This window comes from Terrabacter aeriphilus (assembly GCF_039542985.1).
GTDB lineage: Bacteria > Actinomycetota > Actinomycetes > Actinomycetales > Dermatophilaceae > Terrabacter > Terrabacter aeriphilus.
This window is the reverse complement of record NZ_BAABIW010000006.1, coordinates 205343-231279: the sequence shown is the minus strand read 5'-3', so window position 1 is coordinate 231279 and position 25937 is coordinate 205343. Positions and strand designations below refer to the sequence as shown.

General features: G+C 74.0%; 23 protein-coding genes. 11 read left to right on the top strand and 12 right to left on the bottom strand.

All coding sequences use genetic code 11. From position 1 onward, the window contains the following. Window positions 1-14: 14 nt before the first annotated feature. Entirely contained in the window at window positions 15-590 is a 576-nt protein-coding gene (locus tag ABD979_RS03315) for a PH domain-containing protein (protein WP_345506016.1), read from the top strand. Beyond that, window positions 587-2062 (top strand): PH domain-containing protein, encoded by a 1476-nt coding sequence (locus tag ABD979_RS03310; protein WP_345506015.1) that lies wholly within the window; start codon window positions 587-589, stop codon window positions 2060-2062. Before ABD979_RS03315 ends, ABD979_RS03310 begins: the two co-directional genes overlap by 4 nt. Window positions 2063-2207: 145 nt before the next feature. On the opposite strand, the gene ABD979_RS03305 is transcribed toward ABD979_RS03310, so the two are convergent. After that, on the bottom strand, window positions 2208-3560 hold the full coding sequence (locus ABD979_RS03305; RefSeq protein ID WP_345506014.1) for an ankyrin repeat domain-containing protein: 1353 nt from the start codon (window positions 3558-3560) through the stop codon (window positions 2208-2210). Window positions 3561-3565: 5 nt separating this feature from the next. After that, complete coding sequence (locus ABD979_RS03300; RefSeq protein WP_345506013.1) at window positions 3566-4525, bottom strand: SMP-30/gluconolactonase/LRE family protein; 960 nt, start codon at window positions 4523-4525, stop codon at window positions 3566-3568. Between the two features lie 151 nt (window positions 4526-4676). Here ABD979_RS03300 and ABD979_RS03295 point away from each other — a divergent pair, with 151 nt between their 5' ends. Together ABD979_RS03295 and ABD979_RS03290 are read left to right on the top strand one after the other, a co-directional pair. Continuing rightward, entirely contained in the window at window positions 4677-5879 is a 1203-nt protein-coding gene (locus tag ABD979_RS03295) for a sensor histidine kinase (RefSeq protein ID WP_345506012.1), read from the top strand. Continuing rightward, window positions 5872-6522 (top strand): response regulator, encoded by a 651-nt coding sequence (locus ABD979_RS03290; RefSeq protein ID WP_345506011.1) that lies wholly within the window; start codon window positions 5872-5874, stop codon window positions 6520-6522. The genes ABD979_RS03295 and ABD979_RS03290 overlap by 8 nt, the downstream gene beginning before the upstream one ends. 38 nt (window positions 6523-6560) lie before the next feature. On the opposite strand, the gene ABD979_RS03285 is transcribed toward ABD979_RS03290, so the two are convergent. Together ABD979_RS03285 and ABD979_RS03280 are read right to left on the bottom strand one after the other, a co-directional pair. After that, the gene (locus ABD979_RS03285) at window positions 6561-8375 is read right to left on the bottom strand and encodes a BCCT family transporter (protein ID WP_345506010.1); all 1815 of its coding nucleotides are present in this window, start codon (window positions 8373-8375) and stop codon (window positions 6561-6563) included. 271 nt (window positions 8376-8646) lie between these two features. Then, on the bottom strand, window positions 8647-10035 hold the full coding sequence (locus tag ABD979_RS03280; RefSeq protein WP_345506009.1) for a cation:dicarboxylate symporter family transporter: 1389 nt from the start codon (window positions 10033-10035) through the stop codon (window positions 8647-8649). A 122-nt stretch (window positions 10036-10157) separates the two neighbouring features. Between ABD979_RS03280 and ABD979_RS03275 the strand changes: the two genes are divergently transcribed. Together ABD979_RS03275 and ABD979_RS03270 are read left to right on the top strand one after the other, a co-directional pair. Beyond that, window positions 10158-11864 (top strand): sensor histidine kinase, encoded by a 1707-nt coding sequence (locus tag ABD979_RS03275; protein ID WP_345506008.1) that lies wholly within the window; start codon window positions 10158-10160, stop codon window positions 11862-11864. Continuing rightward, entirely contained in the window at window positions 11851-12546 is a 696-nt protein-coding gene (locus tag ABD979_RS03270) for a response regulator (protein WP_345506007.1), read from the top strand. Before ABD979_RS03275 ends, ABD979_RS03270 begins: the two co-directional genes overlap by 14 nt. A 4-nt stretch (window positions 12547-12550) precedes the next feature. Here ABD979_RS03270 and ABD979_RS03265 read toward each other — a convergent pair whose 3' ends face one another. Beyond that, window positions 12551-13144 carry a TIGR03086 family metal-binding protein gene (locus tag ABD979_RS03265; protein ID WP_345506006.1) on the bottom strand — a complete coding sequence of 198 codons (594 nt, stop codon included), beginning with the start codon at window positions 13142-13144 and terminating at the stop codon, window positions 12551-12553. A 51-nt stretch (window positions 13145-13195) separates the two neighbouring features. On the opposite strand from ABD979_RS03265, the gene ABD979_RS03260 reads away from it, so the two are divergent. Beyond that, on the top strand, window positions 13196-14062 hold the full coding sequence (locus ABD979_RS03260) for a helix-turn-helix domain-containing protein (protein ID WP_345506005.1): 867 nt from the start codon (window positions 13196-13198) through the stop codon (window positions 14060-14062). A 79-nt stretch (window positions 14063-14141) separates the two neighbouring features. Beyond that, window positions 14142-15041: an alpha/beta fold hydrolase gene (locus tag ABD979_RS03255; protein ID WP_345506004.1), complete on the top strand. Its 900-nt coding sequence runs from the start codon at window positions 14142-14144 to the stop codon at window positions 15039-15041. A 32-nt stretch (window positions 15042-15073) separates the two neighbouring features. Here ABD979_RS03255 and ABD979_RS03250 read toward each other — a convergent pair whose 3' ends face one another. Both ABD979_RS03250 and ABD979_RS03245 read right to left on the bottom strand, forming a co-directional pair. Beyond that, a complete protein-coding gene (locus ABD979_RS03250) occupies window positions 15074-16249 on the bottom strand; it encodes a CaiB/BaiF CoA transferase family protein (RefSeq protein WP_345506003.1) in 1176 nt (391 codons plus the stop codon). A 5-nt stretch (window positions 16250-16254) separates the two neighbouring features. Then, on the bottom strand, window positions 16255-17586 hold the full coding sequence (locus tag ABD979_RS03245; protein ID WP_345506002.1) for an SLC13 family permease: 1332 nt from the start codon (window positions 17584-17586) through the stop codon (window positions 16255-16257). A 119-nt stretch (window positions 17587-17705) separates the two neighbouring features. On the opposite strand from ABD979_RS03245, the gene ABD979_RS03240 reads away from it, so the two are divergent. After that, on the top strand, window positions 17706-18404 hold the full coding sequence (locus ABD979_RS03240) for a FadR/GntR family transcriptional regulator (protein WP_345506001.1): 699 nt from the start codon (window positions 17706-17708) through the stop codon (window positions 18402-18404). After that, window positions 18401-19174, top strand: coding sequence for a sulfite exporter TauE/SafE family protein (locus ABD979_RS03235; RefSeq protein WP_345506000.1), 774 nt, complete (start codon window positions 18401-18403; stop codon window positions 19172-19174). The genes ABD979_RS03240 and ABD979_RS03235 overlap by 4 nt, the downstream gene beginning before the upstream one ends. A gap of 43 nt (window positions 19175-19217) precedes the next feature. Here the strand turns inward: ABD979_RS03235 and ABD979_RS03230 are convergent, their stop codons facing one another. The 5 genes from ABD979_RS03230 to ABD979_RS03210 all read right to left on the bottom strand — a co-directional run bounded on the left by ABD979_RS03230 (window position 19218) and on the right by ABD979_RS03210 (window position 24434). Next, window positions 19218-19733: a gamma carbonic anhydrase family protein gene (locus tag ABD979_RS03230; RefSeq protein WP_345505999.1), complete on the bottom strand. Its 516-nt coding sequence runs from the start codon at window positions 19731-19733 to the stop codon at window positions 19218-19220. Window position 19734: 1 nt separating this feature from the next. Next, window positions 19735-21264, bottom strand: a complete 1530-nt coding sequence (locus tag ABD979_RS03225) for a peptide MFS transporter (protein ID WP_345505998.1) — start codon at window positions 21262-21264, stop codon at window positions 19735-19737. A gap of 77 nt (window positions 21265-21341) precedes the next feature. Beyond that, window positions 21342-23045, bottom strand: a complete 1704-nt coding sequence (bluB, locus tag ABD979_RS03220) for a 5,6-dimethylbenzimidazole synthase (protein WP_345505997.1) — start codon at window positions 23043-23045, stop codon at window positions 21342-21344. 8 nt (window positions 23046-23053) lie between these two features. Then, the gene (locus ABD979_RS03215) at window positions 23054-23896 is read right to left on the bottom strand and encodes an SDR family NAD(P)-dependent oxidoreductase (protein WP_345505996.1); all 843 of its coding nucleotides are present in this window, start codon (window positions 23894-23896) and stop codon (window positions 23054-23056) included. Between the two features lie 25 nt (window positions 23897-23921). Further along, complete coding sequence (locus tag ABD979_RS03210) at window positions 23922-24434, bottom strand: MarR family winged helix-turn-helix transcriptional regulator (protein WP_345505995.1); 513 nt, start codon at window positions 24432-24434, stop codon at window positions 23922-23924. Window positions 24435-24568: 134 nt separating this feature from the next. Here ABD979_RS03210 and ABD979_RS03205 point away from each other — a divergent pair, with 134 nt between their 5' ends. Continuing rightward, complete coding sequence (locus tag ABD979_RS03205; protein ID WP_345505994.1) at window positions 24569-25861, top strand: MFS transporter; 1293 nt, start codon at window positions 24569-24571, stop codon at window positions 25859-25861. Window positions 25862-25937 lie beyond the last annotated feature (76 nt).

Here is a 25937-nt window from a genome sequence, read left to right as displayed (position 1 = left end):
GGCAGGATGGTCGGGTGCACCCCGCCGTCCCCGAGCCCGACCGCCCCGAGCCCGACCGCCCCGAGCCCGACCGCTCCCAGCCCGACCGACCCGCCCTGGCCGAACCCGTCCTGCGCGAGCCCGCGCACCGCGTGTCCGACCGGGCCGTGCTCATGTGGACGGTCAACGCGGCCGCCCTGCTCGTGCTGCTGCTCGCCGGGCAGGTCGTCTGGTGGTTCGTCGACGACGCGCCGTCCCGCACCCCGCACTGGGTCGTCGGCGCGGTGTGGTTCGTCGTCGGCGGCACCTACACCGCCGTCATGCCGCGGTGGCGCTACCGGGTGCACCGCTGGGAGGCGACGCCGCGGGCCGTCTACACGCAGAGCGGCTGGCTCTGGCAGGAGCGCCGGATCGCGCCCCTCAGCCGGGTGCAGACCGTCGACCTCGACCGCGGCCCCGTGGCGCAGCTGCTCGGCCTCGCGGCCGTGACGATCACGACCGCCTCGGCGGCCGGGCCCGTCTCGATCCACGCCCTCGACCTGCCGGTGGCGCGTGAGCTCGTCGACGCCCTGACGGCCGCCGCCCTCGAGCGCACGGACGACGCGACGTGACCGACGGCTGGCGGCGCCTCGACGCCCGGATGCTGCTCGTGCACCCCCTCGAGACCCTCGTCCGCTTCCTGCCGGCCCTGCTCGCCGTCGTCTTCTTCCGCTCGGGCGGCGACGACAACGACCGCTGGGAGCTCTACGCCGTGCCGGTGCTCGTCGCCTACGGGGTGCTGCAATGGGTGACGACCCGCTACCGCGTCGCCGACGGGCAGATCGAGCTGCGGCGTGGTCTCTTCACCCGGCAGACGACGACAGCGCGACTCGACCGGGTGCGCACCGTCGACCTCACCGCCCAGCTGCACCACCGGGTGCTCGGCCTCGCCAAGGTCGAGATCGCCACGGCCGGCGGCAAGGCCGACGCGCTCGTGCTCGACTCGCTCAGCACCGGCGCGGGACGCCGGCTGCGGGCCGAGCTGCTCCACCGCGCGGGCGGCGAGGAGGGGGCGAGGGCCGCGACGGCCGACGACCCGGTCACGACCCCCGCCCTTCCGCCCGAGCGGCCCTCCGGCGACGAGCTGCTCGTCCGGCTCGACCCGCGGTGGGTGCGCTACGCGCCGCTCACGGTGACCGGCATCGCGAGCGCCGCGGCCGTCGTCGGCTTCGTGTCGCAGGGCTTCTCGCGGTTCGTGCAGGAGCGCTCGGTCGTGCGCGAAGGGGCGACGTGGGTCGCGTCGCTCGCCTGGTGGGTCGACGTCGTGCTCCTGCTCGGGGTCGTCTCGCTCCTCGCGGTCGGCGCCTACGTCCTCACCTTCTGGGGCTTCCGGCTCGTCCGCAACGAGCAGGGCTCGCTCCACACCCACCGGGGCCTGCTCACCAACCGGGAGACGAGCATCGACGTCGGCCGGGTGCGCGGCCTGCAGCTCGACGAGCCGCTGGGCCTGCGGCTCGCGGGTGCCGCCCGGCTGCGCGTCGTCACCTCCGGACTGCTGCGCGAGCGCGGGGGCTCCGACTGGCTGTGCCCGCCCGCCCCCGACGAGGTCGTGACGCCGCTCGCCCTCCGCATCCGCGACGACGTGGCCGCCGTCACCGGCCCGCTGACGACGCACGGCCCGGCCGCCCGCCGGCGCCGCCTCACCCGGGCCGTCGTGCCCGCCGCGGTCGTCGCGGCGGTGCTTGTCGTCGCCCGGATCGCCTGGGACTGGCACGGCTCGCTGCTCGTCGCCGTGCCCCTGCTGCTCGTCGGCGGCGTCGCGCTCGGCCTCGACCGGGACCGCGCCCTCGGGCACGCCGTCACCGAGCGCCACCTCGTGACGCGACAGGGCTCCCTCGACCGCCGCCGGGTGGTGCTCGACCGCCACGGCATCATCGGCTGGACGGTCGAGCAGACCTTCTTCCAGCGACGGGCCGGCCTCGCGACGCTCGTCGCCACGACGGCGGCCGGTCGGCAGCACTACGACCTCGTCGACGTGCCGGTCGCCACGGCCTACGCCGTGCTGGCCCGGGTCGACCCCGACCTGCTCGCCGAGTTCGCCTGACGCGCGAGCCCGTCGATCGGGGCCGTGCGCCGACCGACGACCGTTGCTCGCGCGCGCCGCGCGGACCCACGCCTGCAGCGGGGCGAGCCCTCCGTCGGACCGCAGCAACGGTCGTCGGTCGGCGACGGAGGCGGGCTCCCGCCGCTCAGCCCGCCTCGAGGATGCGGGCGATCGCGGCATACCCCTTCTGCCGGGCGTGCTCGAGCGCGGTGACCCCGTCCTTGTCGGCGATCGCGCGGTCGGCGCCCGCCTCGAGCAGGATCCGCACGATCTGCTGGTGGCGCTCGCCGCCGTCGCCCAGGATGACGGCCTCGAGCAGCGCGGTCCAGCCGAGGTCGTTGACGTGGTTCACGTCGATCCCGGTCGTGACGACCCGGCGCACGTAGTCGACGTGGCCGCGCTCGCTCGCCGGGATGACCGACACCCCGCCGTAGCGGTTGCGGATCGTCAGGTCGGGCCCGGCGGGCAGCAGCGCCTCGAGCATCGCGACGCTGCCCGTGACCCCGGTGACGAGCCACGGCGTGTCGTGCCGGTCGTCGAGCGCGTCGGGGTCGGCACCCATCGCGACGAGCACCCTTGCCGCGTCCACGTGGTCGCCGGTGGCGGCGAGGAGCAGCGGCGTGCGCTCCTTCGCGTCGCGGGCCTCGATGGCAGCGCCGGCGCGCAGCGCGAGCGCGACGGCGTCGGCGTCGCCTCGGGCGGCCGCGGCGAGCAGCGCAGCGTCGGGGTCCTTCACCGGAGCGGCAGAGGTGGCGGTCACGAGAACTCCTGTCAGTCGGTCGAACCCGCGCTCGCGGGCCATCTCGAGCGGGGTCAGCTGTTCGTCGCGCGAGCGTCTCACGAGCTCGACCCCGCCGGCGACGAGCACCCGCACGGTGTCGACGTAGCGCTGTGTGCCGCGCCCCAGCCACACGGCCTCGTGCACGGCCTGGTAGCCGATGCGGTTGACGTGGTCGCGGTCGATGCCGGCCCGCAGCAGCTCGCCGACGACGGCCGCGTGGCCGCGCTCGGCCGCCCGGATGAGGGCGGTGCCGTTCCAGCTGTCCTTGTCGTCGACGCGGGCGCCGTGCGCGAGCGCGAGGCGGAGCAGCCCGAGCCGGCCCTCGCTCGCCGCGATGAGGTATGCCGACTGCCGGGTGTCGTCCTTGGCGTCGACGTCCGCGCCCCGGGAGACGAGGGCCGTCGCGCGCGCGAGGTCGTCCGTCCACGCCGCGTCGCGCAGCGCCGCGTCGAGACGGGCCTGCTCGGCCGCGGACGGTCGCGCGGCGGACGGGCGGGCGGCGGGCGGGCGCGTGGCCGGCGGGCTGGTTCGAGCCGCCGTCGTGGTGGGCGCGGGAGGCGAGGTCGTGGACCCGGCCGACCCCGCTGACGCCGCCGACCCCGCCGGCGTCACGGGGGACGTCGGCGAGCCACCGGAGGTGCAGGCGGCCAGGGCGAGTCCGGCCACCAGCCCGACCACGAGCGGCGCCCCGACCCGGGACGTGCTGCGGCGACGCACACCCCTCATCGTGCCAGCGGGTCGGTGACGACCTCGTAGGGCCCGGACGCGACCGCCTCGTCGAACTTGCTGTCGACGAAGAGCACCCGCCCCCGCAGCTCCTTCGCCGTGGTCAGCACTCGGCCCGGGTCGGTGGCGACCTGCGACACGAGGCGCGCGCTGCGGCCGTCGGCGGTGAGCCGCAGGGTGGCGAGCATCCGGGCGAAGTTGCGCACGACGGTGAGGCGCGAGCCCTGCCGCACGAGGCCGTCGGCGTCGGTGAGGGCCGCCCCGCCCGTGGCGACCGGCGTCACGGCGCGCGTGCGCAGGTCGAAGCGCCACAGCAGGCCGGCGTTGCCCTGCGCGACGACGAGGGCCGAGCGGTCGGCGGTGACGACGATGCCGCCGAGGTTGAAGCCGGGCCGCTGCTCGATGGTGGCCGTCGCGTCGGCCCACCGCGTGACGCCCCAGTCGCCGTGGCGCAGCGCGACGCGGTAGACCTCCGGCGCGTTCGAGTTCGTGAAGTAGGCGGCGCCGTCGGGGCCGATGGCGACGTCGTTGAGGAAGACGTTCTCCCCCGGCGCGCGCAACGCGGCGAGCAGCTCGCCGCGGGCCGAGTAGACCCAGAGGTCCGGGCGGCCGGTGCCGATGCCGTTGGGCCCGCCCGCGACGTAGACGCGGCCGGCGGCGTCCGTCGTGATGCCCCGCGCGGTGAAGCGGCCGTCGGCGCCGTCGCCGGGCAGCCACTCGGTGGTCTGCGCCCGGTCGGCCGTACCCCGGTGGATCTCGCCGCCGGTGACCTCGCTGACGTAGAAGACGCCGCGGCGCTCGTCGGCCCCGATGCCCTCGAACTTCGAGCCGCCGTCGTCGCCGGTCAGCAGGTAGGTCGCGGGGCGCCCGTGGTCGTGGCGGTGCGCGTCGGCCGGCGCGGCGAGCAGCACGAGCGGTGCGACGGCGACGGCGAGGGTGGCGAGGGTGCGCTTCATGGTGGTCTCCGGTGTGGGGGTGCGTGGACGTGGTCGGTGCAGTCCCTCCACGGTCCCCGAGCGGCCCCACCGCGCGCGTCGGGCGACCGGCCACCCCTCGATAGCCGATCGGATGATGCCGCGACGCCCCGGCCCTGCCTAGGCTGCCGCCATGGAGGAGGGCATCCTCGCGCCCGTGGCGCGACTCGACCGGTGGCTCGACGCCGTCATCGTCGTGCTCCTCGTGACGTGCTCGGTGCGCTACCTGCTGCGCCACGACGTCGACGCGACCGCGGCGCTCGTGCTCGCCGGCGCCGCCGTGCTCGGCGCGGCCCACCTCACCCGTCGCCTCGTGGCGGGCCGTCCCGCCTGGCCGTACGTCTGGATCGCCGTCGTCGTCGTGCTCTGGGTGACGCTGACGCTCGTCGCCCCCTCCTTCGCCTGGACCGCCGTGCCCGTGGCCTTCGCCGTGCTCCAGGTGCTGCCCTTCGCGTATGCCGTCACGGTCGTCGTCGTCATGACCGCGGTCGTCAGCGTGGCGTGGAGCCGGATCACCGACGACCTCGACCCCACGGTGCTCGTCGGGCCGGTCGGGATCGCGCTCGTCACGGTCCTGTCGTACCGCGCGCTCGAGCGCGAGGCGCGCACGCGCCAGGCCCTCCTCGACGAGCTGACCGAGGCCCAGGCGGACCTTGCTGTCGCACAACGCCGTTCGGGCGCCCTGGCCGAGAGGACCCGCCTCTCGCGCGAGATCCACGACTCCGTCGGGCAGGGCCTCTCGAGCATCACGCTGCTCCTCGGCGCGGCCGAGCAGGACTGGGACCGCAGGCCCGACGCCGCCCGCCGGCACGTGTCGTCCGCGGGCGACGCGGCCCGCGAGGGCCTCGACGAGGTGCGCCGGGTCGTGCGCGACCTCGCCCCGGCCGACCTCGAGGACGACGCGACGGGCGAGGCGCTGCCGGCGTCGCTGCGGCGCGTCGCCGCGACGGGTGCGCACGGCCTCGACGTGCAGGTCCGCGTGCACGGCGACCCCGAGCCCGTCCCGTCGGCCATCGCCGCGGCCCTGGTGCGGTCGACGCGCGGAGCCATCGCCAACGTCGTCGAGCACTCGACGGCGACGCGCGCCGTCGTCAGCCTCACCTACCTGCCCGACGAGGTGCTCCTCGACGTCCGCGACGACGGGCGCGGCTTCGACCCCGCGCAGGCACCACGGGCGGCCGGGCGCGGCGACCGCGGGCACGGGCTCGACGGCATCCGGCGTCGGGCGGCCGACCTCGGCGGCTCCGCGGACGTCGAGAGCGCGCCCGGCGAGGGGACGACGGTGTCGGTCCGCTTCCCCGTCGGGGCCGGGTCGGACGGGGCGCGCCGTGGCTGACCGCGGGGCGGGCGGCGTCCGCGTCGTCCTCGTCGACGACCACCCCGTCGTGCGCGCGGGGCTGCGCGCCCTCGTCGACGGGCAGGGCGGCATCGAGGTCGTCGGCGAGGCGCACGACCTCGCCTCGGCCCAACGCGTCGTCACGGCCGAGCGGCCGGACGTCGTGCTGATGGACCTCAACCTCGGCGAGGGGCCGGGCGGCGTCGAGGTGACGGCCCGGCTGCGCGCCCTGCCCGATGCCCCGAACGTCCTCGTCCTCACGACGTACGACACCGAGGCCGACGTCCTGCGCGCGCTCGACGCGGGAGCCGTCGGCTACCTGCTCAAGGACGCTCCGGCCGAGCAGCTCTTCGCCGGCATCCGGGCCACCGCCCGCGGCGAGACCGTGCTGGCCCCGTCGGTCGCCGCGCGGCTCGTGCGGCGGGCGGCCTCCCCCGGCCCGGTCGTCACCGAGCGCGAGGTCGAGGTGCTCGAGCTGCTCGCCACGGGACTGGGCAACCGCGAGCTCGCCCGCGAGCTGCTCGTGTCGGAGGCGACCGTGAAGTCGCACCTCGCGCACATCTACACCAAGCTCGGCGTCGACACCCGGGCCGGCGCGGTGGCCGCAGCGATCGAACGCCGCATCATCCGACCTGGCGGATGATGCGGCGTCCGGGGTGAGGCGGGTGGCCGAGGGCGGCGTCAGAGCCGCACGGAGTCCTCGAGCCGGGCGCTCTCGTCGTCGACCGTGCGGGCCACGCCCTCGGGGACCTCGACGGCCTCCGGCGACTCGACGGCCGGCTCGGTCTGGACCATCTCGCCGACGCCCTCACCGGGCGCGGTCTCCTCGAAGGTCAGGGCGAAGTCGTCGCCGTGCTCGCTGACGCCCGCGACGACGGCGTGCTCGACGGCGGCGACGGCGTACTGCCGACGGACGACCTGCGGGTCGCGCGAGAGGTCCTTCACGAGCGCGACCGCCAACCCGATCATGATGACGAGGAAGGGCAGCGCCGCCACGATGGTGACGTTCTGCAGGCCCGCCAGGGCGTCCTCACCACCGATGAGGAGCATGACCGCGGCCACCGCACCGGTCGCGGCGCCCCAGAAGACGACCGTCTTGCGCGACGGCTCGAGGGTGCCCTTCTCCGACAGCGTGCCCATGACGATCGAGGCCGCGTCGGCACCCGACACGAAGAAGATCGCGACGAGCAGCATGACGACGACGGCCGTCACCGTCGACCACGGGAGGTTGCCGAGCATCGCGAAGAGCGAGCCCTCGGGCGAGGCCTGGCTCGCGATGTCCTGGCCGTTCTGCTGCTGGTCGATGCCGGCGCCACCGAAGATCGCGAACCAGATGAGCGAGACGACCGACGGCACGAGCAGGACGCCCGAGACGAACTGGCGGATGGTGCGACCGCGCGAGATGCGCGCGATGAACATGCCGACGAACGGGGTCCAGCTGACCCACCAGGCCCAGTAGAAGATCGTCCAGCCGGCGAGCCAGTCCTTCATGCCGTCGCCACCCGCGGCGTCGGTGCGGGCCGACATCATCGCGAGGTCCTGGAAGTAGGAGCCGATCGTCGTCGGGAGCAGGTTGAGGATGAAGACGGTCGGGCCGACGACGAAGACGAAGACGGCCAGGGCGAGCGCGAGCACCATGTTGATGTTCGAGAGCCACTGGATGCCCTTGGCGACGCCCGAGACGGCCGACAGGATGAAGCAGATCGTCAGCACGACGATGATGCCGATGAGCACGCCGTTGCCGACCGGGCCGATGCCGGCGACGATCTCGAGACCGGAGCCGATCTGCAGGGCGCCGAGGCCGAGCGAGGTGGCGGAGCCGAAGAGCGTCGCGAAGATGGCGAAGATGTCGATGACGCGGCCAGCCGGGCCGCCCGCCCGCTTCTCGCCGAAGAGCGGCGCGAAGGCCGAGCTGATGAGCAGCGAGCGGCCCTTGCGGAACACGCCGTAGGCGACGGCGAGGCCGACGACGGCGTAGATGGCCCACGGGTGCAGCGACCAGTGGAACATCGTCGTCGCCATGGCGGTCTGCACGGCCTCGGGGTTGCCGGCCGCGCCGGTGCCGGGCGGGGGCTTGACGAGGTGGGTCAGCGGCTCGGTCACGCCGTAGAACATCAGGCCGATGCCCATGCCGGCGGAGAACATCATGGCCACCCACGACGACGTGCGGAACTCGGGAGCCTCGCCGTCACCGCCGAGCGGGATGTTGCCGTACTTGCTGGCTGCGAGCCAGATGACGAACACGACGAAGCCGGAGGCGACGAGCGAGAAGAGCCAGCCCGTGTTGTGCACGACGAGGTCGAGGCCGTTGCCGGCACTCGTGCTGAGGCTGTCGGTGCCGAGCGCTCCCCAGAGGACGAAGGCGATCGCGACGCCGGCGGCGACGCCGAAGACGACCTTGTCGACGCGCGACGGCGGCGCGTCGTCGTGGTTGACGGGTGGCGGCTCGAGCGCGGGGTGCAGCGCCTCGTCGGGACTCTTGGTCAGTTCACTCATACGTCATGGACGGCGTCCGACGAAGGCGCCGTCTGTCTCCTCACCGTTGCGTGTCACAGATGTCTGGTCGAACAGTCAACTGTGTCGGGGTCAGCGGCCGAACGCAAAGTGAGCAGGACCGGACCACAAGGCGCATCGCGAACCCTTCCGTGAATCACGTTGTCCGCGAATGGTTCCCGAGAAGCCGGTCGGGAATCGTGACATGGCCCACGTCGACGACGAGGGGCCGCGAACCTCACGGTCCGCGGCCCCTCGGTCGGGCGGGGAGAGCTCAGCGCGGGGCGCCGACCAGCTCGGTCTCGTGGGCCGGGGCGTCGGCGGGCACCTCGTCGCGGTCGTCGACCATGCTCGCCTCGTCGAAGCGGTCCTGTCCGGAGAGGACCCGGCCGGCCTTGTCGCGGTCGATCTCGCCGACCCACGTGCCGATGATGACCGTGGCGATGGCGTTGCCGGCGAAGTTCGTCAGCGCGCGGGCCTCGCTCATGAGGCGGTCGATGCCGACGATGAAGCCGACGCCCGGCACGAGGTCGGGCCGGTGCGACTGGAGACCACCGGCGAGCGTCGCGAGGCCGGCCCCGCTGACGCCCGCGGCGCCCTTGCTCGCGATGATCATGAAGACGAGCAGGCCGATCTGCTGGCCGATGCTGAAGGGCTTGTCCATGGCCTCGGCGATGAAGAGGCTCGCCATCGTCAGGTAGATCGCGGTGCCGTCGAGGTTGAAGGAGTAGCCCGTCGGCACGGTGATGCCGACGACCGGGCGGGAGATGCCGAGGTGCTCCATCTTGGCGATGAGGCGCGGCAGGGCCGACTCGGACGACGACGTCGAGAGGATGAGGAGGAACTCGCGCCCGAGGTAGCGCAGGAGCGAGAAGACGTTCATGCCGGTCGTGAGCTTGAGGATCGAGCCGAGGAACGCGAAGACGAAGATCGCGCAGGTGATGTAGAAGGCCACCATCAGCTTGAGCAGGCTCGTCAGCGAGCCGATGCCGGTGGCACCGACGAGGGCGGCCATCGCGCCGAAGGCACCGACCGGCGCGACCCACATGATCATCGCCATGAGGCGGAAGACGAGGCGCTCGAGGTGCTTGATGCCGGTGAGGATCGGCTCGCCGCTCTTGCCCATCTTCTGCAGGGCGAAGCCGACGAGGAGCGCGATGAGCAGGGCCTGGAGCACCGAGCCCGACGTCAGCGCGCTGACGAGGGTCTCGGGGATCAGCCCGAGCAGGAAGTCGACCGCACCCTCGGAGTCCTTGGCGACCTGCGACGTGCCGGACGCGGCGATGGCGTCGGTGAGGTTGAGGCTCTCGCCCGGCTTGATGATGTTGCCGACCACCAGCCCGATGCCGAGGGCGACCGTCGACATCGTGATGAAGTAGCCGAGGGCGAGACCGCCGACCTTGCCGACCTGTGCCGCCTTCCGCACCGAGCCGATGCCGAGCACGATGGTGCAGAAGATGATCGGCGTGATCATCATCTTGATGAGGTTGACGAAGCCGGTCCCGAGCGGCTTGAGGCTCTTGCCCACCTCGGGGAAGGCCCAGCCGACGAGGATGCCGGCGAGCATCGCGACGGTGACGGCGATGTAGAGAAAGTGCGTGCGGTCGCGCTTGGGGGCCGGGCCCGGCTGGGCGTCGACGGCGCTGTCGGCGGTGGAACTCACGGTGACCTCCGTTGGCTGGGTCCCCCGCTGGGCACGGGACCGGTGAATGTTCCGAGGCTGCCCCTCCCAGGAACTAGGGTCACGGTTGTGTTCATTGAGTTCTCGCGACCGGGCGACGGTCGTTGAGACCGCCCCGGTGGCGTCGCCTCGCCGTCCGGGTGCTCGGCGCACCCGGGCGCTGGAGCGTCGCCACGCAGACCTTCGCCCTCCAGGTGCTCATCGCCGTGCTCGTCGTCGTGGCCGGGCTGGCCGGCGCCTACGGCCAGGCCCAGCGCGCGGGCGACCAGCAGGCCATCGCCCGGGCGCGCGCCGTCGCCGTGACGGTCGCGTCGACGCCCGAGGTGGTGCGGGCGGTCCAGGGGTCTGACCCGACCTCCGCCCTGCAGCCGTACGCCGAGCGCGTGCGGGTCGCGTCGGGCACCGACTTCGTCGTCGTCATGAGCCGCGACGCGATCCGCTGGACCCACCCGGACCCGACGCAGATCGGCAAGCGCTTCATCGGCCACACCGAGGAGGCCCTGGCCGGCGGCGAGGTCGAGGAGGACTACACCGGCACCCTGGGACCCTCCTCGCGCGTCGTCGAGCCCGTGACCGACGACGGTCGCGTCGTCGCGCTCGTCTCCGTCGGCATCCGCAAGGCGGCCGTCGGCGAGCGGGTGCGCGCGCAGCTGCCGGGCCTCCTGCTCGCCGGGCTCGTGGCGGCCGTGCTCTCCGGCCTCGGCACCGGCCTCGTGGCGCGGCGGATCCGCCGGCAGACGCACGGCCTGGGCGAGGAGCAGCTGCGCGAGATGTACGAGTACTACGACGCGGTGCTCCACGCCGTGACCGAGGGCCTGCTCATCACCGACCTCGACGGCCGGCTGCGGCTCGCCAACGACGAGGCGACGCGGCTGCTCGCCCTGCCGCCCGACGCCGTGGGCCGGCCGGTGGCCGAGCTCGGGCTCACGCCGGCGCTGGCCGCCGCGCTCACCGACGACGCACCCCACGAGGACGAGCTGCACGTGACGGCGGCGCGGGTGCTCGTGCTCAACCGCGGGCCCGCCCGCTGGGAGGGTCGGCTGCTCGGGCACGTCGCGACCCTGCGCGACCGCACCGACCTCGAGGCCCTGACGGGCGAGCTCGACTCCGCGCGGGGGCTCACCGAGGCGCTGCGGTCGCAGGCGCACGAGTCGGCCAACCGGCTGCACACCATCGTCAGCCTCATCGAGCTCGGGCACACGGACCGCGCCCTCGACTTCGCGACCGACGAGCTGCACGTCTCCCAGGTGCTCACCGACCGCGTCGTCGAGGCGGTCGACGAGCCGGCCCTGACGGCCCTGCTCCTCGGCAAGGCCGCCGAGGCCCACGAGCGCGGCATCACCTTCGAGATCGAGCCCGGCGCCCGCTGGCCGCGCGACGTGGCGCCGACCCGCGACGTCGTGACCGTCGTGGGCAACCTGCTCGACAACGCCATGGATGCCGTCGCCGAGGAGGAGGGGTCCGGGGCCGCGGACGGCCGTGCCGAGCGGCGCGTGCGCTTCGCCTCGCGGGTCGAGGGCCGCGAGGCCGTCCTCGTCGTCGCCGACGACGGTCCGGGGCTGCCACCCGGCGCGGTCGAGGACGCCTTCCGGCGCGGCTGGTCGACGAAGGAGCAGGGCAGCGCGGGCCGTCGCGGCATCGGGCTCGCCCTCGTCGCCCAGACGGTCGACCGGCTCGGCGGCACGCTCGAGGTCTCGGGCCCGCCGGGGGCGACGTTCACGGTGCGCCTGCCGGACCGCTCGCCGCACGCCGACCCCCACCCGGGCACCCACACCGACGCGCACGAGGAGACGACCCATGACCGAGCCTGAGGCGGCCACGCTCCGGGTGCTCGTCGTCGAGGACGAGCCGATCGCGGCCGAGGCCCACACCGCCTACGTCGGCAGGGTCGCCGGCTTCGTCGTCGCGGCCACGGTCGGCACGTCGCAGGCCGCCCTCAAGGCGCTGCAGGACAAGCAGATCGACGTCGTGCTGCTCGACATGAACCTCCCGGACCGCCACGGGCTCGACGTCGTGCGGGCCATGCGGGCGGCCGGGCACCGCGCCGACGTCATCGCCGTCACGTCGGCGCGCGACCTCGACGTCGTGCGGGCCGCCGTGTCGCTCGGGATCGTGCAGTACCTCCTCAAGCCCTTCGTCTTCGCGACGCTGCGCGACCGGCTGCTCGCCTACCGCGCCTACCGCGACCAGCTCGTGGCGGGCGAGGAGGTGAGCACCCAGGCGCAGGTCGACGAGGTCTTCGCCGGCGCACGCGTGGCGGGCGAGGCGCGGCTGCCCAAGGGGATGGGTGAGGAGCTGCTCGCCGGGGTCTCCCGACTGCTGCGCGAGAGCGACGGCGGGCGCTCGGCGAGCGAGCTCGCCGACGCGCTCGGCGTGAGCCGGGTGACCGCGCGACGCTATGCCGAGCACCTCTGCGAGACGCGGGTCGCCGTGCGCCGCAACCGGTATGCCGGCGCCGGCCGTCCCGAGGTCGAGTACCTCTGGTCGCGGTGACCGCTCAGGCGGCGGGTGTGCGCCGCCCGAGCCGGGCGAGCACCCGAGCCTGGCGGTCGACCCCCTCGGGAACGGTCAGGGCGGGCTTGCACACACCGTCGTCGTAGAGGTGCTCGCCGAAGCCGTCGGCCGACCGCTCGAGCAGGTCGAGCTCGTCGTCGGAGAGTCGCTCGTCGAGGCCGGCTGCCGTCGCGATGTCCCAGCGGTGCACGACGAGGTCGAAGCCGTGGAACGCGACGATCGAGCGGCCCACCGTGGTGCGGCCGAAGACGCCGTCGTACTCGTGCCCCGCCACGGCCGGGTCGGCGAGGAGCTCGCGCACGCGGCGGTCGTGCGCGTGCCAGGCGGCCCGGGCGTCGACCGCCGTGCGCCCCGGGTCGTCGATGTCGAGGGGCTGGTCGGTCGCGGCGTCGAAGCCGTGCTCGGCGAGGAACTGCCGCTGGCTGGTGGTGACGTGGGCGAGCACGTCACGGGCGGTCCAGCCCTCGCAGGGGCTCGGCCGCTCCCACCCGTCGGCGGGGAGGCGGTCGACGACGGCGGTGAAGGGGTCGGCGAGGCGGGCGTGCTCTCGGGCGACGTCGGTGGTGGGTGAGGTCATGGCCACACGCTAGGGACCCACGCGTCGGTGGGTCTTGATACTTTCCGACAGGTGACGACGTCACCGGGATCGGCCCGCGCGACGGGCCCTGCGGGCGCGGGCACCCGCACGCGCGACGACATCGAGCGCGCCCATCTCGTCGACCCCACCGACCGCACGTGGTCCATCGACCGGGCCTCCGTGTCACCCGACCTGGGCGAGCTGGCCCGGCGCTTCTGGATCCCCGTCTGGGACGTGCCGGACGGGCGCGACTCGGTGCAGCGCGTGCTGCAGTACCCCGTCTGCCTCCTCGTCGTCTCCGACGGCTACGCCCGCTTCCACGGGGTCGTCTCCGGCCTGTCGCACACGACGCTGACGGGCCGGGGTTGGGCCGTCGGCCTGATGTTCCAGCCGGCGGCCGGGCACCTGCTCACCGGCGAGCCGGTGCGCCGCATGACCGACCGGTGGGTCGAGCTGTCGGCCCTGCCCCGCCTCGACGGCGCCGGCCTCGTGCGCCGGGTGCGCGCCGCCATGGGCCCCGACCCGCGCGACCCGGCCGCCCAGGCCGAGGCGCGCACCCACGTCGAGGACACTCTCCGGCTCCTCCTCCCCGTCGACGAGGAGGGTCTGCTCGTCAACGCGGTCGTCGAGGAGGTGGAGAGCTCGCCCGAGCTGCTCCGCGTCGACGAGCTGTGCGCGCGCTTCGGCCTGGCCGAGCGCACGCTGCAGCGCCTGCTGCACAAGCGGATCGGGCTGGGACCCAAGTGGCTCATCCGGCGCCGCCGACTGCAGGAGGCCGCCGACCGGCTGCGTGACGCCGAGGCGGGACTCGCGGCCATCGCCGCCGAGCTCGGCTACGCCGACCAGGCCCACTTCACCCGTGACTTCCGCAGGGCGACCGGGCTCACCCCGGGCGAGTTCGCCGCCCGGTTCCGCTGAGCCGAGGGAAACCGCGCGGCACCGTGGGCGAGGTGTTCTACCGTGGGAGGAGGAGGACCGGTCGACCCGAGGAGGTGTCGTGACCAGGTTGGCGCCCCAGACGACGCTGCTGCACGGGCACGCGCTGTCGTACGTCGACAGCGGGCACGGCGACACCGTGCTCTTCGTGCACGGCCTGCTCGGCTCGCACTCCAACTGGGCCCACCTCATCGACCGCCTCGACGACCGCCACCGGGTGGTCGTGCCCGACCTCTTCGGGCACGGCGCCTCGGCCAAGCCCGAGGGCGACTACTCGCTCGCCGCGCACGCCGCGACCCTGCGCGACCTGCTCGACCGGCTCGGCATTGACCGGGTCACCCTCGTCGGCCACTCGCTCGGCGGCGGCATCTCGCTCGAGTTCTGCTACCTCTTCCCGTCGCGCGTCGAGCGGCTGGTGCTCGTCGGCAGTGGCGGCCTCGGCCGCGAGGTCAACCCCGCGCTGCGCGCCGCGACCCTGCCCGGGGCCGAGTTCGTGCTGCCCGTGCTCGCCTCGGAGTGGGTGCGCGGCGGGGTCGAGACGGTGGGCCGCAGCCTCTCCCGGCTCGGCTGGCGCGCGAGCAACGACATGCGCGCGGCCTGGGAGGGGTTCGCCTCGCTCAGCGACGCCGACGGCCGCCGGGCCTTCCTCGCGACGACCCGGGCGGTGGTCGACCCCGGCGGGCAGCGGGTCAGCGCGGGCGACTACCTGCCCGACCTCGCCGACCTGCCGGTTCTCGTCGTCTGGGGCACGCGCGACATGGTCATACCGGCCACGCACGCCGCCCGCGCGCAGGCCGCCCTCGCCGGCGCCCGCGTCGAGCTCTTCGAGGGCGCCGGCCACTTCCCGCACCTCGACCAGCCCGAGCGCTTCGCCGACCTGCTCACCGACTTCATCGCGACGACCGCGACCGCCGGCGGGTCGACGCACGGCGACGCCGGGCCGACCGCGACCGCCAGCTGACGGCCGGCGGTCCCTGCGGTCGGCCCCCTCGTTCAGTCCTGTGCGAGCCAGGCCCGGATGGCCGCGCCGTCCTCGTCGAGGGTCGGCGGCGCGTCGTGGTGGCGACGGGTCACCTCGGTGCCGTCGCCGTCGAAGAAGCGCAGCGGCGGGCCCGGCAGCGTGAGTGGCCCGAGCGTCGGGTGCTCGACCTGCACGAGCAGCCCCTGGCTCGCGGTCTGGTCCCACGCGTAGACCTCGTCGAGCGTGCGCACCTTGCCGGCCGGCACGCCCACCTCGGCGAGCCGGGCGAGGAGCGGCTCGGCGTCCCAGTCGGCGAAGGCCGCCTCGACGACCTCGATGACCCGCTCGCGGGCAGCGACGCGCTCGGCGTTCGTCGCGAGCCCCTCGGCGGCCGGGTCGAGCCCGAACGCGGCACACAGCCGCTGCCAGAGGCTCTCGCTGCCGACGGCGATCTGCACCGACCCGTCGCGGCAGCGGAAGAGGCCGTAGGGGCTGATCGACGGGTGGTGGTTGCCGGCCGAGCGGCCGACCTCGCCCGCCACCGTCCACCGGGTGCCCTGGAACGCGTGCACGCCGACGACGGACGCGAGCAGCGACGTGCGCACCACCCGGCCGACACCGGTGCGCGAGCGCTCGTGCAGGGCCGAGACGACGCCGTAGGCGCCGTACATGCCGGAGAGCAGGTCGGCGATCGGGACGCCGACGCGCTGCGGGTCGTCGGGCCCCGAGCCGGTGAGCGACATGAGCCCGGCCTCGCCCTGGGCGATCTGGTCGTAGCCGGCGCGGCCGCCCTCGGGTCCGTCGTGGCCGAAGCCGGTGATCGAGAGCACGACGAGGCGCGGGTTGCGCTCCATGAGCGACTCGATGCCGAGACCGAGGCGCTCGAGCACACCGGTGCGGAAGTTCTCGACGAGCACGTCGGCCCGGTCGACGAGCGCGAGCAGCACGTCCTTGTCGGCCGCGTCCTTGAGGTCGAGGGTGATCGACTCCTTGTTGCGGTTGGCCGACAGGAAGTAGGTCGACTCGCGCCGCCCCTCCTCACCGACGAAGGGCGGCCCCCAGCCGCGCGTGTCGTCACCGCGGCCGGGCGCCTCGACCTTGATGACGCGGGCGCCCTGGTCGGCGAGCATCATCGTCGCGTGGGGGCCGGCGAGGGCGCGGGAGAGGTCGACGACGAGCACGCCGTCGAGCGGTCCAGAAGAGGTCATGTCATTCACCATCCGGGGAGGATCAGGGCGGCCCACACGAGCAACGGGCCGGCGAGGACCACGATGACGCTGTAGGTGAGGATCTGCTTGTAGTACACCGGCTCGCTGATGCTGTCGGGCCGGTTGGCCAGCATGAGGGCGCCGTTGGTCGAGAACGGGCTGACGTCGACGATCGTCGAGCTGATCGCGAGCGCCGCGACGAAGGTCGCGGCGCCGATGCCGCCGTTGCTGATGAGCGGGACGGCGATCGGGATGATGACGGGCAGCAGGGCGGTCGAGCTGGCGAAGGCCGACACGACACCGCCGACGTAGCAGAGCACGAGCGCACCGATGACGACGGCACCGAGGCCGGCGGCCCAGTTGCCCACGAACTCCGGCGCCTTCGCCTCGGTCAGCACGGCGGCATACGTGCTCACACCCGCGACGAGCAGGACGGTGGGCCACGCGACCTGCTTGACGGCGTCCTTGTGCTGCGTCGGCGACAGCATGGCGAGCACCACGGCCGCCGTGATCGACACGAAGCCGATGTTCTTGTCGAACGCGAGCGCGACGACCGCGACGAGGGTGAAGGCGACGAGCGTCAGCACCTGGTCGCGCTTGACGCCGAGAGCCTGCGTGCGCCCCAGCGTCATCGTGCCGGTGCCCCGGGTGGCGACGCCGACGCCGCCGCGGTGGAGGTCGTCGGTGAGCGACTCGCCGTCGAGCGGCCCGTCGACGTCGTCGGCGCGCAGGTTCATGAGGCGCCGGCCGCCGAGCACGACGAAGAGGATGCCGGCCATGACGAGGTTGACCGCGAGGCTCGCGATGAAGACGGTCATCTCGCTCGACGGCAGGCCGTTGTCCTTCATGACCGAGTTGGTGATCGTGCCGTAGATGCTGATCGGCGAGAAGCCGCCGCCCTGCGCGCCGTGCACGACGAACATGCCCATCAGCAGGGGGTTGATCTTGTAGCGACCCGCGAACCCGAGGGCGATCGGGCCGATGATGGCGCAGGCGGCCGGGCTCGCCGCACCGATGGCGGTGAGCAGCGCGGTGACGAAGAACATCACCCACGGGATGAGCGCGACGCGCCCGCCGACCGCCCGCACGGCCGATCTGACGATGAGGTCGACGGTGCCGTTGTTCTTCGCGATGGCGAAGAGGTAGGTGACGCCGATGAGGGTGAGCACGAGGTCACCGCTCACGCCCGCGAGGATCTCCTTCTCGCTGAGACCGAGGGAGTAGACCCCGACGAGCCAGGCCGCCACGTAGGCGAGCGCCCCCATGTTGATCGGCAGGAGCGTGCCGATCACGAAGAGGGCGACGAGCGCGATGATCGAGACCCATTCCGGTCCCATGCGTGTCCTCCGTCGGTCGCGTCCGGCTCGCCTGGTCCGCGCCTGTGGTGACGAGGCTCATGGCCGGCTCAGTGGACCAGCCAATAGGCCATTGGGCCGGAAGTCAATAGGATGACCCCATGCCCGCCCCGGAGCTGCCGCGGCTCGCGCGCACCCGACTCTACGAACAGGTCGCCGAGCAGATCACGGCGTGGATCGCCGCGAACGGCCTCACGGCCGGCGACCGGCTGCCCCCCGAGCGCGAGCTCGCGCAGCGCCTCGGCGTCAGCCGGGCGACCCTCAGTCAGGCCCTCGTGGCGCTCGAGGTCATCGGCGTCGTGACCGTGCGGCACGGCGACGGCACGGTGCTCGCCGACGCCCGCGCGCCGCGGCGCATCGTCGAGGCCATCCGCGCCCACGCGCACCGCCTGCCCGAGGTCATCGACACCCGCGACGCGCTCGAGACGAAGATCGCCGCCCTCGCGGCCACGCGCCGCACCGACGACGACCTGGCCCGCATCGACGAGGCGCTCGCCGAGATGGCCCGCGACGTCGAGGCCGGCGGCCGGGGTCTCGAGGGCGACGAGCGCTTCCACGGGGCGGTCACGGCCGCCGCCCACTCGCTCCTGCTCGCCCGCCTGATGGACGAGATCCGCGACCTCGTGCGCGAGACGCGCATCGAGTCGCTCTCGCAGCCCGGGCGTCCGGGCGACTCGCTCGCGCACCACCGCGCGATCGCCGACGCGATCCGGGCGGGCGACGCGCCGGCCGCCGCCGACGCCATGCACGCCCACGTCGTGCTCGTCAGCGACGTGGCGGTGCTGCGGGACGGTCCGTGACGACGGTCGACGGCCTGGGCGAGGCGCTCGCCGTGCTCGGTGCCGGACTCGGCGCCGGGGTGCTCACCTCGACGGTCGGCGTCGCCTCGCTGCTCAGCTTCCCGGTCCTGCTCGCCGTCGGGCTGCCCCCCGTCGTGGCGAACGCGTCGAACACCGTCGGCCTCGTGGCCGCCGGGGTGAGCGGGTCGTTCGGCTACCGCGCTGAGCTGCGCGAGCACCCGAGGATCACGTGGACGGTCGTCGTGACCTGCGCGGTCGGCGCCGTCGGGGGCGCGGCCCTGCTGCTCGCGCTCCCGTCGAGCGTCTTCGAGGCCGTCGTGCCGTGGCTCATCCTCCTCACCTGCCTGCTCGTCGGCGTGCAGCCGTGGATCGGGCGGTGGCTGCGCGCCCGCGCGGGCGAGGACGCGGGCGCCCGCACCCGGATGGGACCGGTCACGACCGCGTTCGCCCTGCTCACGGGCGTCTACGGCGGCTACTTCGGCGCGGGATCGGGGGTCATGATGGTCGCCGTGCTCGGGCTGGGCCTCGACATCGACCTGCGCGTCGTCAACGGGCTCAAGACGCTCGCCATCTTCGCCGGCAACGTCGTGGCGGGGATCATCTTCATCACCGTCGCCGATCTCGACTGGCGCGCCATCGCGCTGCTCGCGGCCGGCTCGGTCGTCGGCGGCTACGTCGGCGCGCGGGTCGGCCGGCGGCTGCCACCCACGCTCTTCCGCGTGCTCGTCGTCGTCGCCGGGGTCGTCGCCGCGGTCCTGCTGCTGCGCTGATGCGCGGACACACCCACCGAGGGCGGATGCCGGCGGCCCGCCCTCAGCCGGCCGTGGCCTCGCGGTGCCGGCGGGCGAGCTCGAGGTAGACCTCGGCGTTCGCGCGGATGCGGGCGAACCCGGGCTCGTCGATGGATCGGCGGACCACACCGGGCACCCCGGCGACGAGCGACCGGGGCGGCACGACCATGCCCTCCGGCACGACGGCGCCCGCCGCGACGAGGATGCCGGCGCCGATGACCGAGCCGCCCAGGACGACCGCGCCCATCCCGACGAGGCAGTCGTCCTCGACGGTGCACCCGTGCAGCACCGCGCGGTGGCCGACCGAGACGCCCGAGCCGATCGTCGTCGGCTGGCCGGCGTCGGTGTGCACGACGACGCCGTCCTGCAGGTTGCTGCCCTCGCCGAGCACGATCGGGTCGAAGTCGGCGCGCAGGACGGCGGTGTACCAGACGCTCGAGCCGGCCCGCAGGTCGACGGCGCCGGCGAGGACGGCGGTCGGCGCCACCCAGGCGGTCTCGTGGACCACCGGGGTGACGCCGGCGAGGGTGACGATCACGTCAGTGCGCCGTCACGGACTCGCGCACGTGCACCTCGGCGGTCGCCATCTTGCGGCGGATCCACGGCACGAGGGCGAGGAGCACGCCCGCCACGACGAGCGTGATGAGGCCGTTGACGAGGTAGTACGTCGCGTCGCTCAGGCCACCCATGGCCTGGATGAGCTGCGCGGCGATGGCCTGGCCGGCCGAGCTGGCGAGGAACCACAGCGCCATGGCCTGGCTCGCGAAGGCCCGCGGCGCGAGCCGGGTCGTCGCCGACAGGCCGACGGGCGAGAGGCACAGCTCGGCGACGGTCTGGAGCACGAAGACGCCACCGAGGATGCAGACGGGCGCCGTGTTGCCCTGGAAGGTCGCGAAGGCCCACGACATGGCGAGGGCCGAGACCCCGATGAGCGCGACGCCGAGCACGAACTTCATCGGCGTCGAGGGGAAGCGACCCGCGCGGCGGACCCAGATGAGGCCGAAGACCGGCGCGAGCAGCACGATGGCGAGCGGGTTGATCGACTGGAACCACTCGGGGTTGATCGAGACGCCGGCGGTCTCCTTGACCGTGTTGTTCGCGGCGAAGAGGGCCATCTTGCCGGCGGCCTGCTCGAAGATCATCCAGAAGAGCATCGCGCCGATCCAGAGCGGCAGGTAGGCGGCGAGGTGCGACTTCTCCTCGCGCTCGACCTTGGGGCTGCGGAACATCATCGTGAAGTAGGCGATCGGCGTCAGCACGGCGACGATGGAGATGGCGTCGATGACCTGGTCGAGCACCGTGTCGCGCCACAGGCCGGAGAGCACGACGACGATCGCGAAGGCGACGACGGCACCGACGGCGAGGGCGCCGACGCGGCCGCGCTCCTCGGGAGCCAGCGGGTTGGGCACGTCGTCGACGGCGGGGCCGAGGGCCTTGCGGCCGAGCACGAACCAGGCGATGGCGACGGCCATGCCGACCGCGGCCGCCGAGAAGCCGGCGTGGTAGCCGTAGTGCTCGCGCAGCCACCCGACGACGAGCGGCGAGAAGAACGAGCCGATGTTGATGGACATGTAGAAGATCGAGAAGCCGCCGTCGCGGCGGGCGTCGCCCGGCTTGTAGAGCGTGCCGACCATGGCCGAGACGTTCGGCTTGAGCAGGCCGGTGCCGAGGGCGACGAGGGCGATGCCGAGCCAGGCGGTCGCCGTCGCGGGCACGGCGAGGCACACGTGGCCGGCCATGATGACGACGGCGCCGTAGAGGGTCGAGCGGCGAGCACCGAAGACGCGGTCGGCCGTGAACCCGCCGATGATCGAGAGCAGGTAGACGGAGGCGCCGTAGATGGCGACGACCGCGGCACCCGTCGTCTCGTCGATGCCGAGGCCGCCGTTGGCCGCCGTGTCGACGAGGAAGTAGAGCAGGATGGCGCGCATCCCGTAGTAGGAGAAGCGCTCCCACAGCTCGACGAAGAAGAGCGTGGACAGGCCCTTCGGGTGCCCGAGGAAGGCGCGGTCGCCGGCGCCGCCGCCGGTCGGGGATGCCGGCGTGCTGCCGTCGGTCTGTGTTGACATGCGTTTCTCCCAGCCCCTCGTGGGGGCAGTTCGATGGTTGGACAACCACCCCAAACTAGGCGGCAGCCCCCTCCGACTCAAACTGCGGAGGTCCGCGCCACCTCCCGTCGCAGCCGCATCGCGTCCTTGAGGAGGCCCGTCGCGAGCGCCGCGCCGACGCCCTCGCCGGCCCGGATGCGCAGGTCGAGCAGGGCCTCGAGACCGAGCTCGCGCAGCACGTCTGCGTGAGCCCGCTCGCGCGAGCGCTGGCCCGCGACGAGGTGCGCGGCGCAGCCCGGCTCGAGCCGCACGGCGGCGAGCGCTGCGACGGAGGTCGCGAGCCCGTCGAGCACGACGACCCCACCGCCCTCGGCCACCCCGAGCACCACCCCGGCGAGCACGGCGAGCTCTCCCCCGCCGAGCCGCCGCAGCACCGCGTGGGGGTCGCGCCGCTCCGCGCTGGTGACCCGGGCCAGGGCCAGCTCCACCACGTCGCGCTTGCGCTGCATCATCGCGGCGTCCGCCGACGAGCCGCGCCCGACGACGGTGTCCGCGGTGGCGTCGAGGAGGGCGGCCGCGACCGTGGCCGCGACCGTCGTGTTGCCCACGCCGACCTCCCCGAGCGCGACGAGTCCGTCATCGGCCAGCGCGCGACCGAGCTCGCGGCCCCGGGCCAGCAGGGCGGCATACGTCGGCTCGTCGAGCGCGTCGGTGGTCACGAGATCGCCTCTGCGACAACGGATCCCGGCGTCGACGAGCTCGACGCCGAGGCCGGCGGCGCGCGCGGCGACCGCCCCCATCGAGGTGCCCTCTCGGGTGGCCCGCGCGACGTCGGCGGTGACCGACGCATCGAAGGCGCTGACGCCGTATGCCGTCACGGCGTGGTCGGCGGCCGCGACGACGAGGGTGCCGGGGCCGTCGACGGCGGTCAGGGCGGTGACCCGGTCGAGCACGGTGTCGAGCACGCCCAGCGAGCCGGGCACCGTGAGGAGGGCGTCGGACCGGTCGCGGGCGCCGACGAGCGCGTCGGGGCCGGGCGCGCGCAGGTGGGACGGTGGCGCGTCGCGCTCGGTCCAGCGCTCGCGCATGACGACCTGCTCGAGCGGCACGCGCCGGCTCCACCCGGCGCGCTCGAGCCCCGGCTCCGGCGGCCGCTCGTCGGGCCAGCCGAGGCAGAGCCAGCCGAGCGTCTCGACGCCGTCGGGCAGGCCGAGCAGGTCGGCGAGCTCGGCCGGCTCGAAGAGGGTGACCCAGCCGAGGCCGAGGCCGTGCGCGCGGGCCGTGAGCCAGATGTTCTCGATGGCGGCCGCGCACGACCACAGGTCGGCGTCGGGGAAGGTCGCCCGGCCGAGCACCCCGGCCGCCGGGGTGCGCCGGTCGCAGGCGACGACGATGCCGAGCGGCGCCTCGCGGATGCCCTCGAGCCGGAGGTCGAGCAGGCCCCGCGCCGACTCCTCGGTCATGCCGGCGGCCTGGCGGAGGCGGCAGCGGTCGGCCATCAGTGCGGCGGCGTCGCGCGTGGCCGGTTCGGTGACGACGACGAAGCGCCACGGCTGGCTGTGCCCGACCGAGGGCCCGCGGTGCCCGGCGGTGAGGACGGCGGTCAGCACGTCGTCGGGCACCGGGTCGGGGCGGAAGCGGCGGATGTCGCGCCGCGCGCCGACGACGCGCTCGAGCGAGGCGAGGTCGTCGGGCAGCGCCCACGCGTCCGGGGCCAGGGCCCGCTCGGCCGCCGTCGACGCGTCGCCGATCGTCGGCACGGGGCGTGCGTAGGTGAGGCGGTCGGTCATCGGGTCGGCCATCGGGTCGGTCAGGCGATCCAGCCGCGGGTCGCGCCGAGCACCCGACTGCCGTCGGTGTCGGCGAGCGACATGCCGACGAAGGCCGTGGCCCCCTCGGACGTCTGCCACCGGAAGCGGTAGTCGGTGGCGGTCGCCGCGTCGGCGATGGCGGCGCCCGCGTCGCGGGCGGACTGGGCGTCGGCGAAGGCACCGGCGGACCGGGCGAGGTAGGCGTCGAGCTGGGCGGCATACGGGTCGGCGTCGGTGCCACCGGCAGGGCGCGCGACGTTGCCGACGAAGTCGCTCGCGACGGCGGCCGGCTCGATGACCGAGACGTGCACCCCGTGTGTGAGCATGACGACGGCGAGCGACTGCATGAAGCCCTCGACGGCGAACTTCGCTCCGCAGTAGGCGTCGGCGAAGGGCTGGCCGACGGCCCCGCCCACGCTCGTCACGGTGAGCACCGTGCCGGAGCCCGCCTCGCGCATGCCGGGCAGCACGAGCTTGGTCAGGGCGACGGGGCCGAGGTAGTTGACCTCGAGCTGGTCGCGCACCTCGTCGAGGCTGAGCTGCTCGGCGGTCGCGACCGCGCCCCGGCCCGCGTTGTTGACGAGGACGTCGATGCGGCCGTGGTCGGCGAGGACGCCCTCGACGCAGGCCCGCGCGGCGTCGTGGTCGGTGACGTCGAGGGCGCGGACGTCGAGCTCGACCCCCGCCTCGGCCGCGGCGTCGGTGAGGGCGGTCGCCCGGGACGGGTCGCGCATCGTCGCGACGACGAGGTGCCCGCGGCGGGCGAGCTCGACGGCGGCGTGCAGGCCCATGCCCGAGGAGGTTCCGGTGACGATGGCGACCGGCTGCGCGTGCGGGCTCATGCCCCGACGCTACGCCCCGCGCGGGTCAGGCGTCGATCTCGTCGAGCCCGGCGATGACGATCTCGAGGAGGCGACCCAGCTCGTGCCGCTCCTCGCTGGAGAGGTCGCGCAGCGTGTCGCTCTCGACGACGTTCGACTCGCGCACGGCCGCGCGGAAGAGGGCCCACCCGTCGTCGGTCAGCGAGACGAGGGTGCGGGTGCGGTTCGACTCGTCGGGGCGGCGCTCGAGCAGGCCCCGGCCGGCCATCTTGTCGAGGCGGTGGGTCATCGACGACGGCGCGACGTTCGCGAGGTCGGCGAGCTGGCTCGGGGTGAGGCAGGTCTCACCGGCGCGGGCGAGCCCGGCGAGCACGGCCCACTCCCCCTGGGTGAGGTCGAGGTCGGCGAACTGCCGCGAGTACCACTGGTCGAGCTTCTTCGTCACGGAGAACACGGCCGTGATGACGCGCTGGACCGACTCCTCACCGCCGGCGGCGACGTAGGTCGCGACGTCGGCCGCGTGCTCCTGCTGGGCGGTCTGCCGTCGCTTCGCTGCCATGGGACCGCATTGTTCCATCCCGCCGCCACCTGCTAACGTTTCGAAGTCGAAGTTTGAACTCGAAATATTTGATGACGAAGATCCGTTGTAGACCGGGTCCGTCCTGAAACCCCTCGGAAAGGGTGTGAACCACCGTGCGCACCAAGCTGCTCATCCTCGCGTCGTCCATCGGCATGCTCGGATGGGGCACGGTCCTGCCGTACCAGTACGCGTATGCGGCCAACACCCGCGGCTGGGGCGCCCTCGCGGCCGCCCTCGCCAGCACCCTCTTCTCGGTCGGCGCGCTCGTCGCCGCGCCGTTCGCCGGGCGCCTCAGCGACCGCTTCGACCCGGTCGTCGTGGCCGTCGTCGCCAAGCTGCTCGCGGCCGTCGGCGTCGGTGGCCTCGTGTGGGCGCAGTCGGCCCCGGCCTTCCTCGTCGGCATGTTCGTCTTCGGCTTCGGCCTCACCGCCGCGGGCCCGGCGGCCTCCGTGCTCGTGCTGCGCTGGGCCGGCAGCGACGACCGCCGCAAGGTCTTCGCCTACAAGTTCACCGCCGAGGCCATCGGCATGGCCGTCGGCGCCTTCGTCGCGGGCCAGTTCGTCGACCTCTCGCGCGTCGACGGCATGACCTTCGCCTTCATCACGGCCGGGGCCGGCTTCGCGATCTCCGCGCTGCTCATCCACGTGGCCGGCATCGGCGCGCCCGCCGAGGTCGCCCCCGACCTCGCCGCCGGCGAGGCCGAGACGCGGGTCAGCACGGTGGAGGCTCTGCGCCGGATCTTCGCCGTTCCCGCCCTGCGCTGGACCGCCGTCGTGGCCGTCGCCCTCGCGCTCGGCTTCTACGCGCAGTTCGAGTCCGGGCTGCCCGCCTACGCCCTGACCGTCCTCGACGTGGACGAGTCGGCCATCGGCCTCGCCGCCGCCGTCAACTGCGTCGTCATCGTGGCGCTCCAGGTCGTCGTCGTGCGGGTCACGGCCAAGCGCAACGCGGCGAGCCTGCTCATGGTCGTCGGCGCGGTCTGGACGCTCTCGTGGATCGTCCTCTCGGTCGCCCAGCTGACGCCCGGCGTGGCCTCGGCCCTGTTCGTGACGACCTTCGGCATCTTCGCCGTCGGCGAGACGATGTACGCGCCGGTGCTCAACCCGCTGACCGCCAGCCTCGCGCCGCGCGGACTCGTCGGCACGACGCTCGGCACCTTCACCGCCATCCAGACGACGTTCTCGGCGCTCGGGCCGCTCGTCGCGGGCGCCCTGCTCGGCCTCGGCCTCGCCAACGGCTTCCTCGGCCTGCACCTGCTCATCAGCCTCGTCGCGATCTACGGCGCCTGGCGCCTCCGGGCCGCCCTGCGCGCCCGTGCCGCCGAGGAGCGCCGGAGCGAGCAGCCCGTGCAGCCGGTGCAGCCGGTGCAGCCGGTCCAGCCGGCGCTCGAGCCCGCCACCGCCTGAGGCCGCCTCGCCACAGCCGCAGGTCGCAGGGGTCGCCGGGACCAACGCCTCTGGCGCCCACCGGCGGCTCCGGCGA

What these genes read in the sequence shown, in the direction of transcription:
- ABD979_RS03250 (WP_345506003.1), bottom strand. Translation starts at nt 16,249, where the DNA reads ATGACCTCTTCTGGACCGCTCGACGGCGTGCTCGTCGTCGACCTCTCC.
- ABD979_RS03210 (WP_345505995.1), bottom strand. Translation starts at nt 24,434, where the DNA reads ATGGCAGCGAAGCGACGGCAGACCGCCCAGCAGGAGCACGCGGCCGAC.
- bluB (WP_345505997.1), bottom strand. Translation starts at nt 23,045, where the DNA reads ATGGCCGACCCGATGACCGACCGCCTCACCTACGCACGCCCCGTGCCG.
- ABD979_RS03295 (WP_345506012.1), top strand. Translation starts at nt 4,677, where the DNA reads ATGGAGGAGGGCATCCTCGCGCCCGTGGCGCGACTCGACCGGTGGCTC.
- ABD979_RS03240 (WP_345506001.1), top strand. Translation starts at nt 17,706, where the DNA reads ATGCCCGCCCCGGAGCTGCCGCGGCTCGCGCGCACCCGACTCTACGAA.
- ABD979_RS03285 (WP_345506010.1), bottom strand. Translation starts at nt 8,375, where the DNA reads ATGAGTGAACTGACCAAGAGTCCCGACGAGGCGCTGCACCCCGCGCTC.
- ABD979_RS03215 (WP_345505996.1), bottom strand. Translation starts at nt 23,896, where the DNA reads ATGAGCCCGCACGCGCAGCCGGTCGCCATCGTCACCGGAACCTCCTCG.
- ABD979_RS03300 (WP_345506013.1), bottom strand. Translation starts at nt 4,525, where the DNA reads ATGAAGCGCACCCTCGCCACCCTCGCCGTCGCCGTCGCACCGCTCGTG.
- ABD979_RS03245 (WP_345506002.1), bottom strand. Translation starts at nt 17,586, where the DNA reads ATGGGACCGGAATGGGTCTCGATCATCGCGCTCGTCGCCCTCTTCGTG.
- ABD979_RS03270 (WP_345506007.1), top strand. Translation starts at nt 11,851, where the DNA reads ATGACCGAGCCTGAGGCGGCCACGCTCCGGGTGCTCGTCGTCGAGGAC.
- ABD979_RS03265 (WP_345506006.1), bottom strand. Translation starts at nt 13,144, where the DNA reads ATGACCTCACCCACCACCGACGTCGCCCGAGAGCACGCCCGCCTCGCC.
- ABD979_RS03225 (WP_345505998.1), bottom strand. Translation starts at nt 21,264, where the DNA reads ATGTCAACACAGACCGACGGCAGCACGCCGGCATCCCCGACCGGCGGC.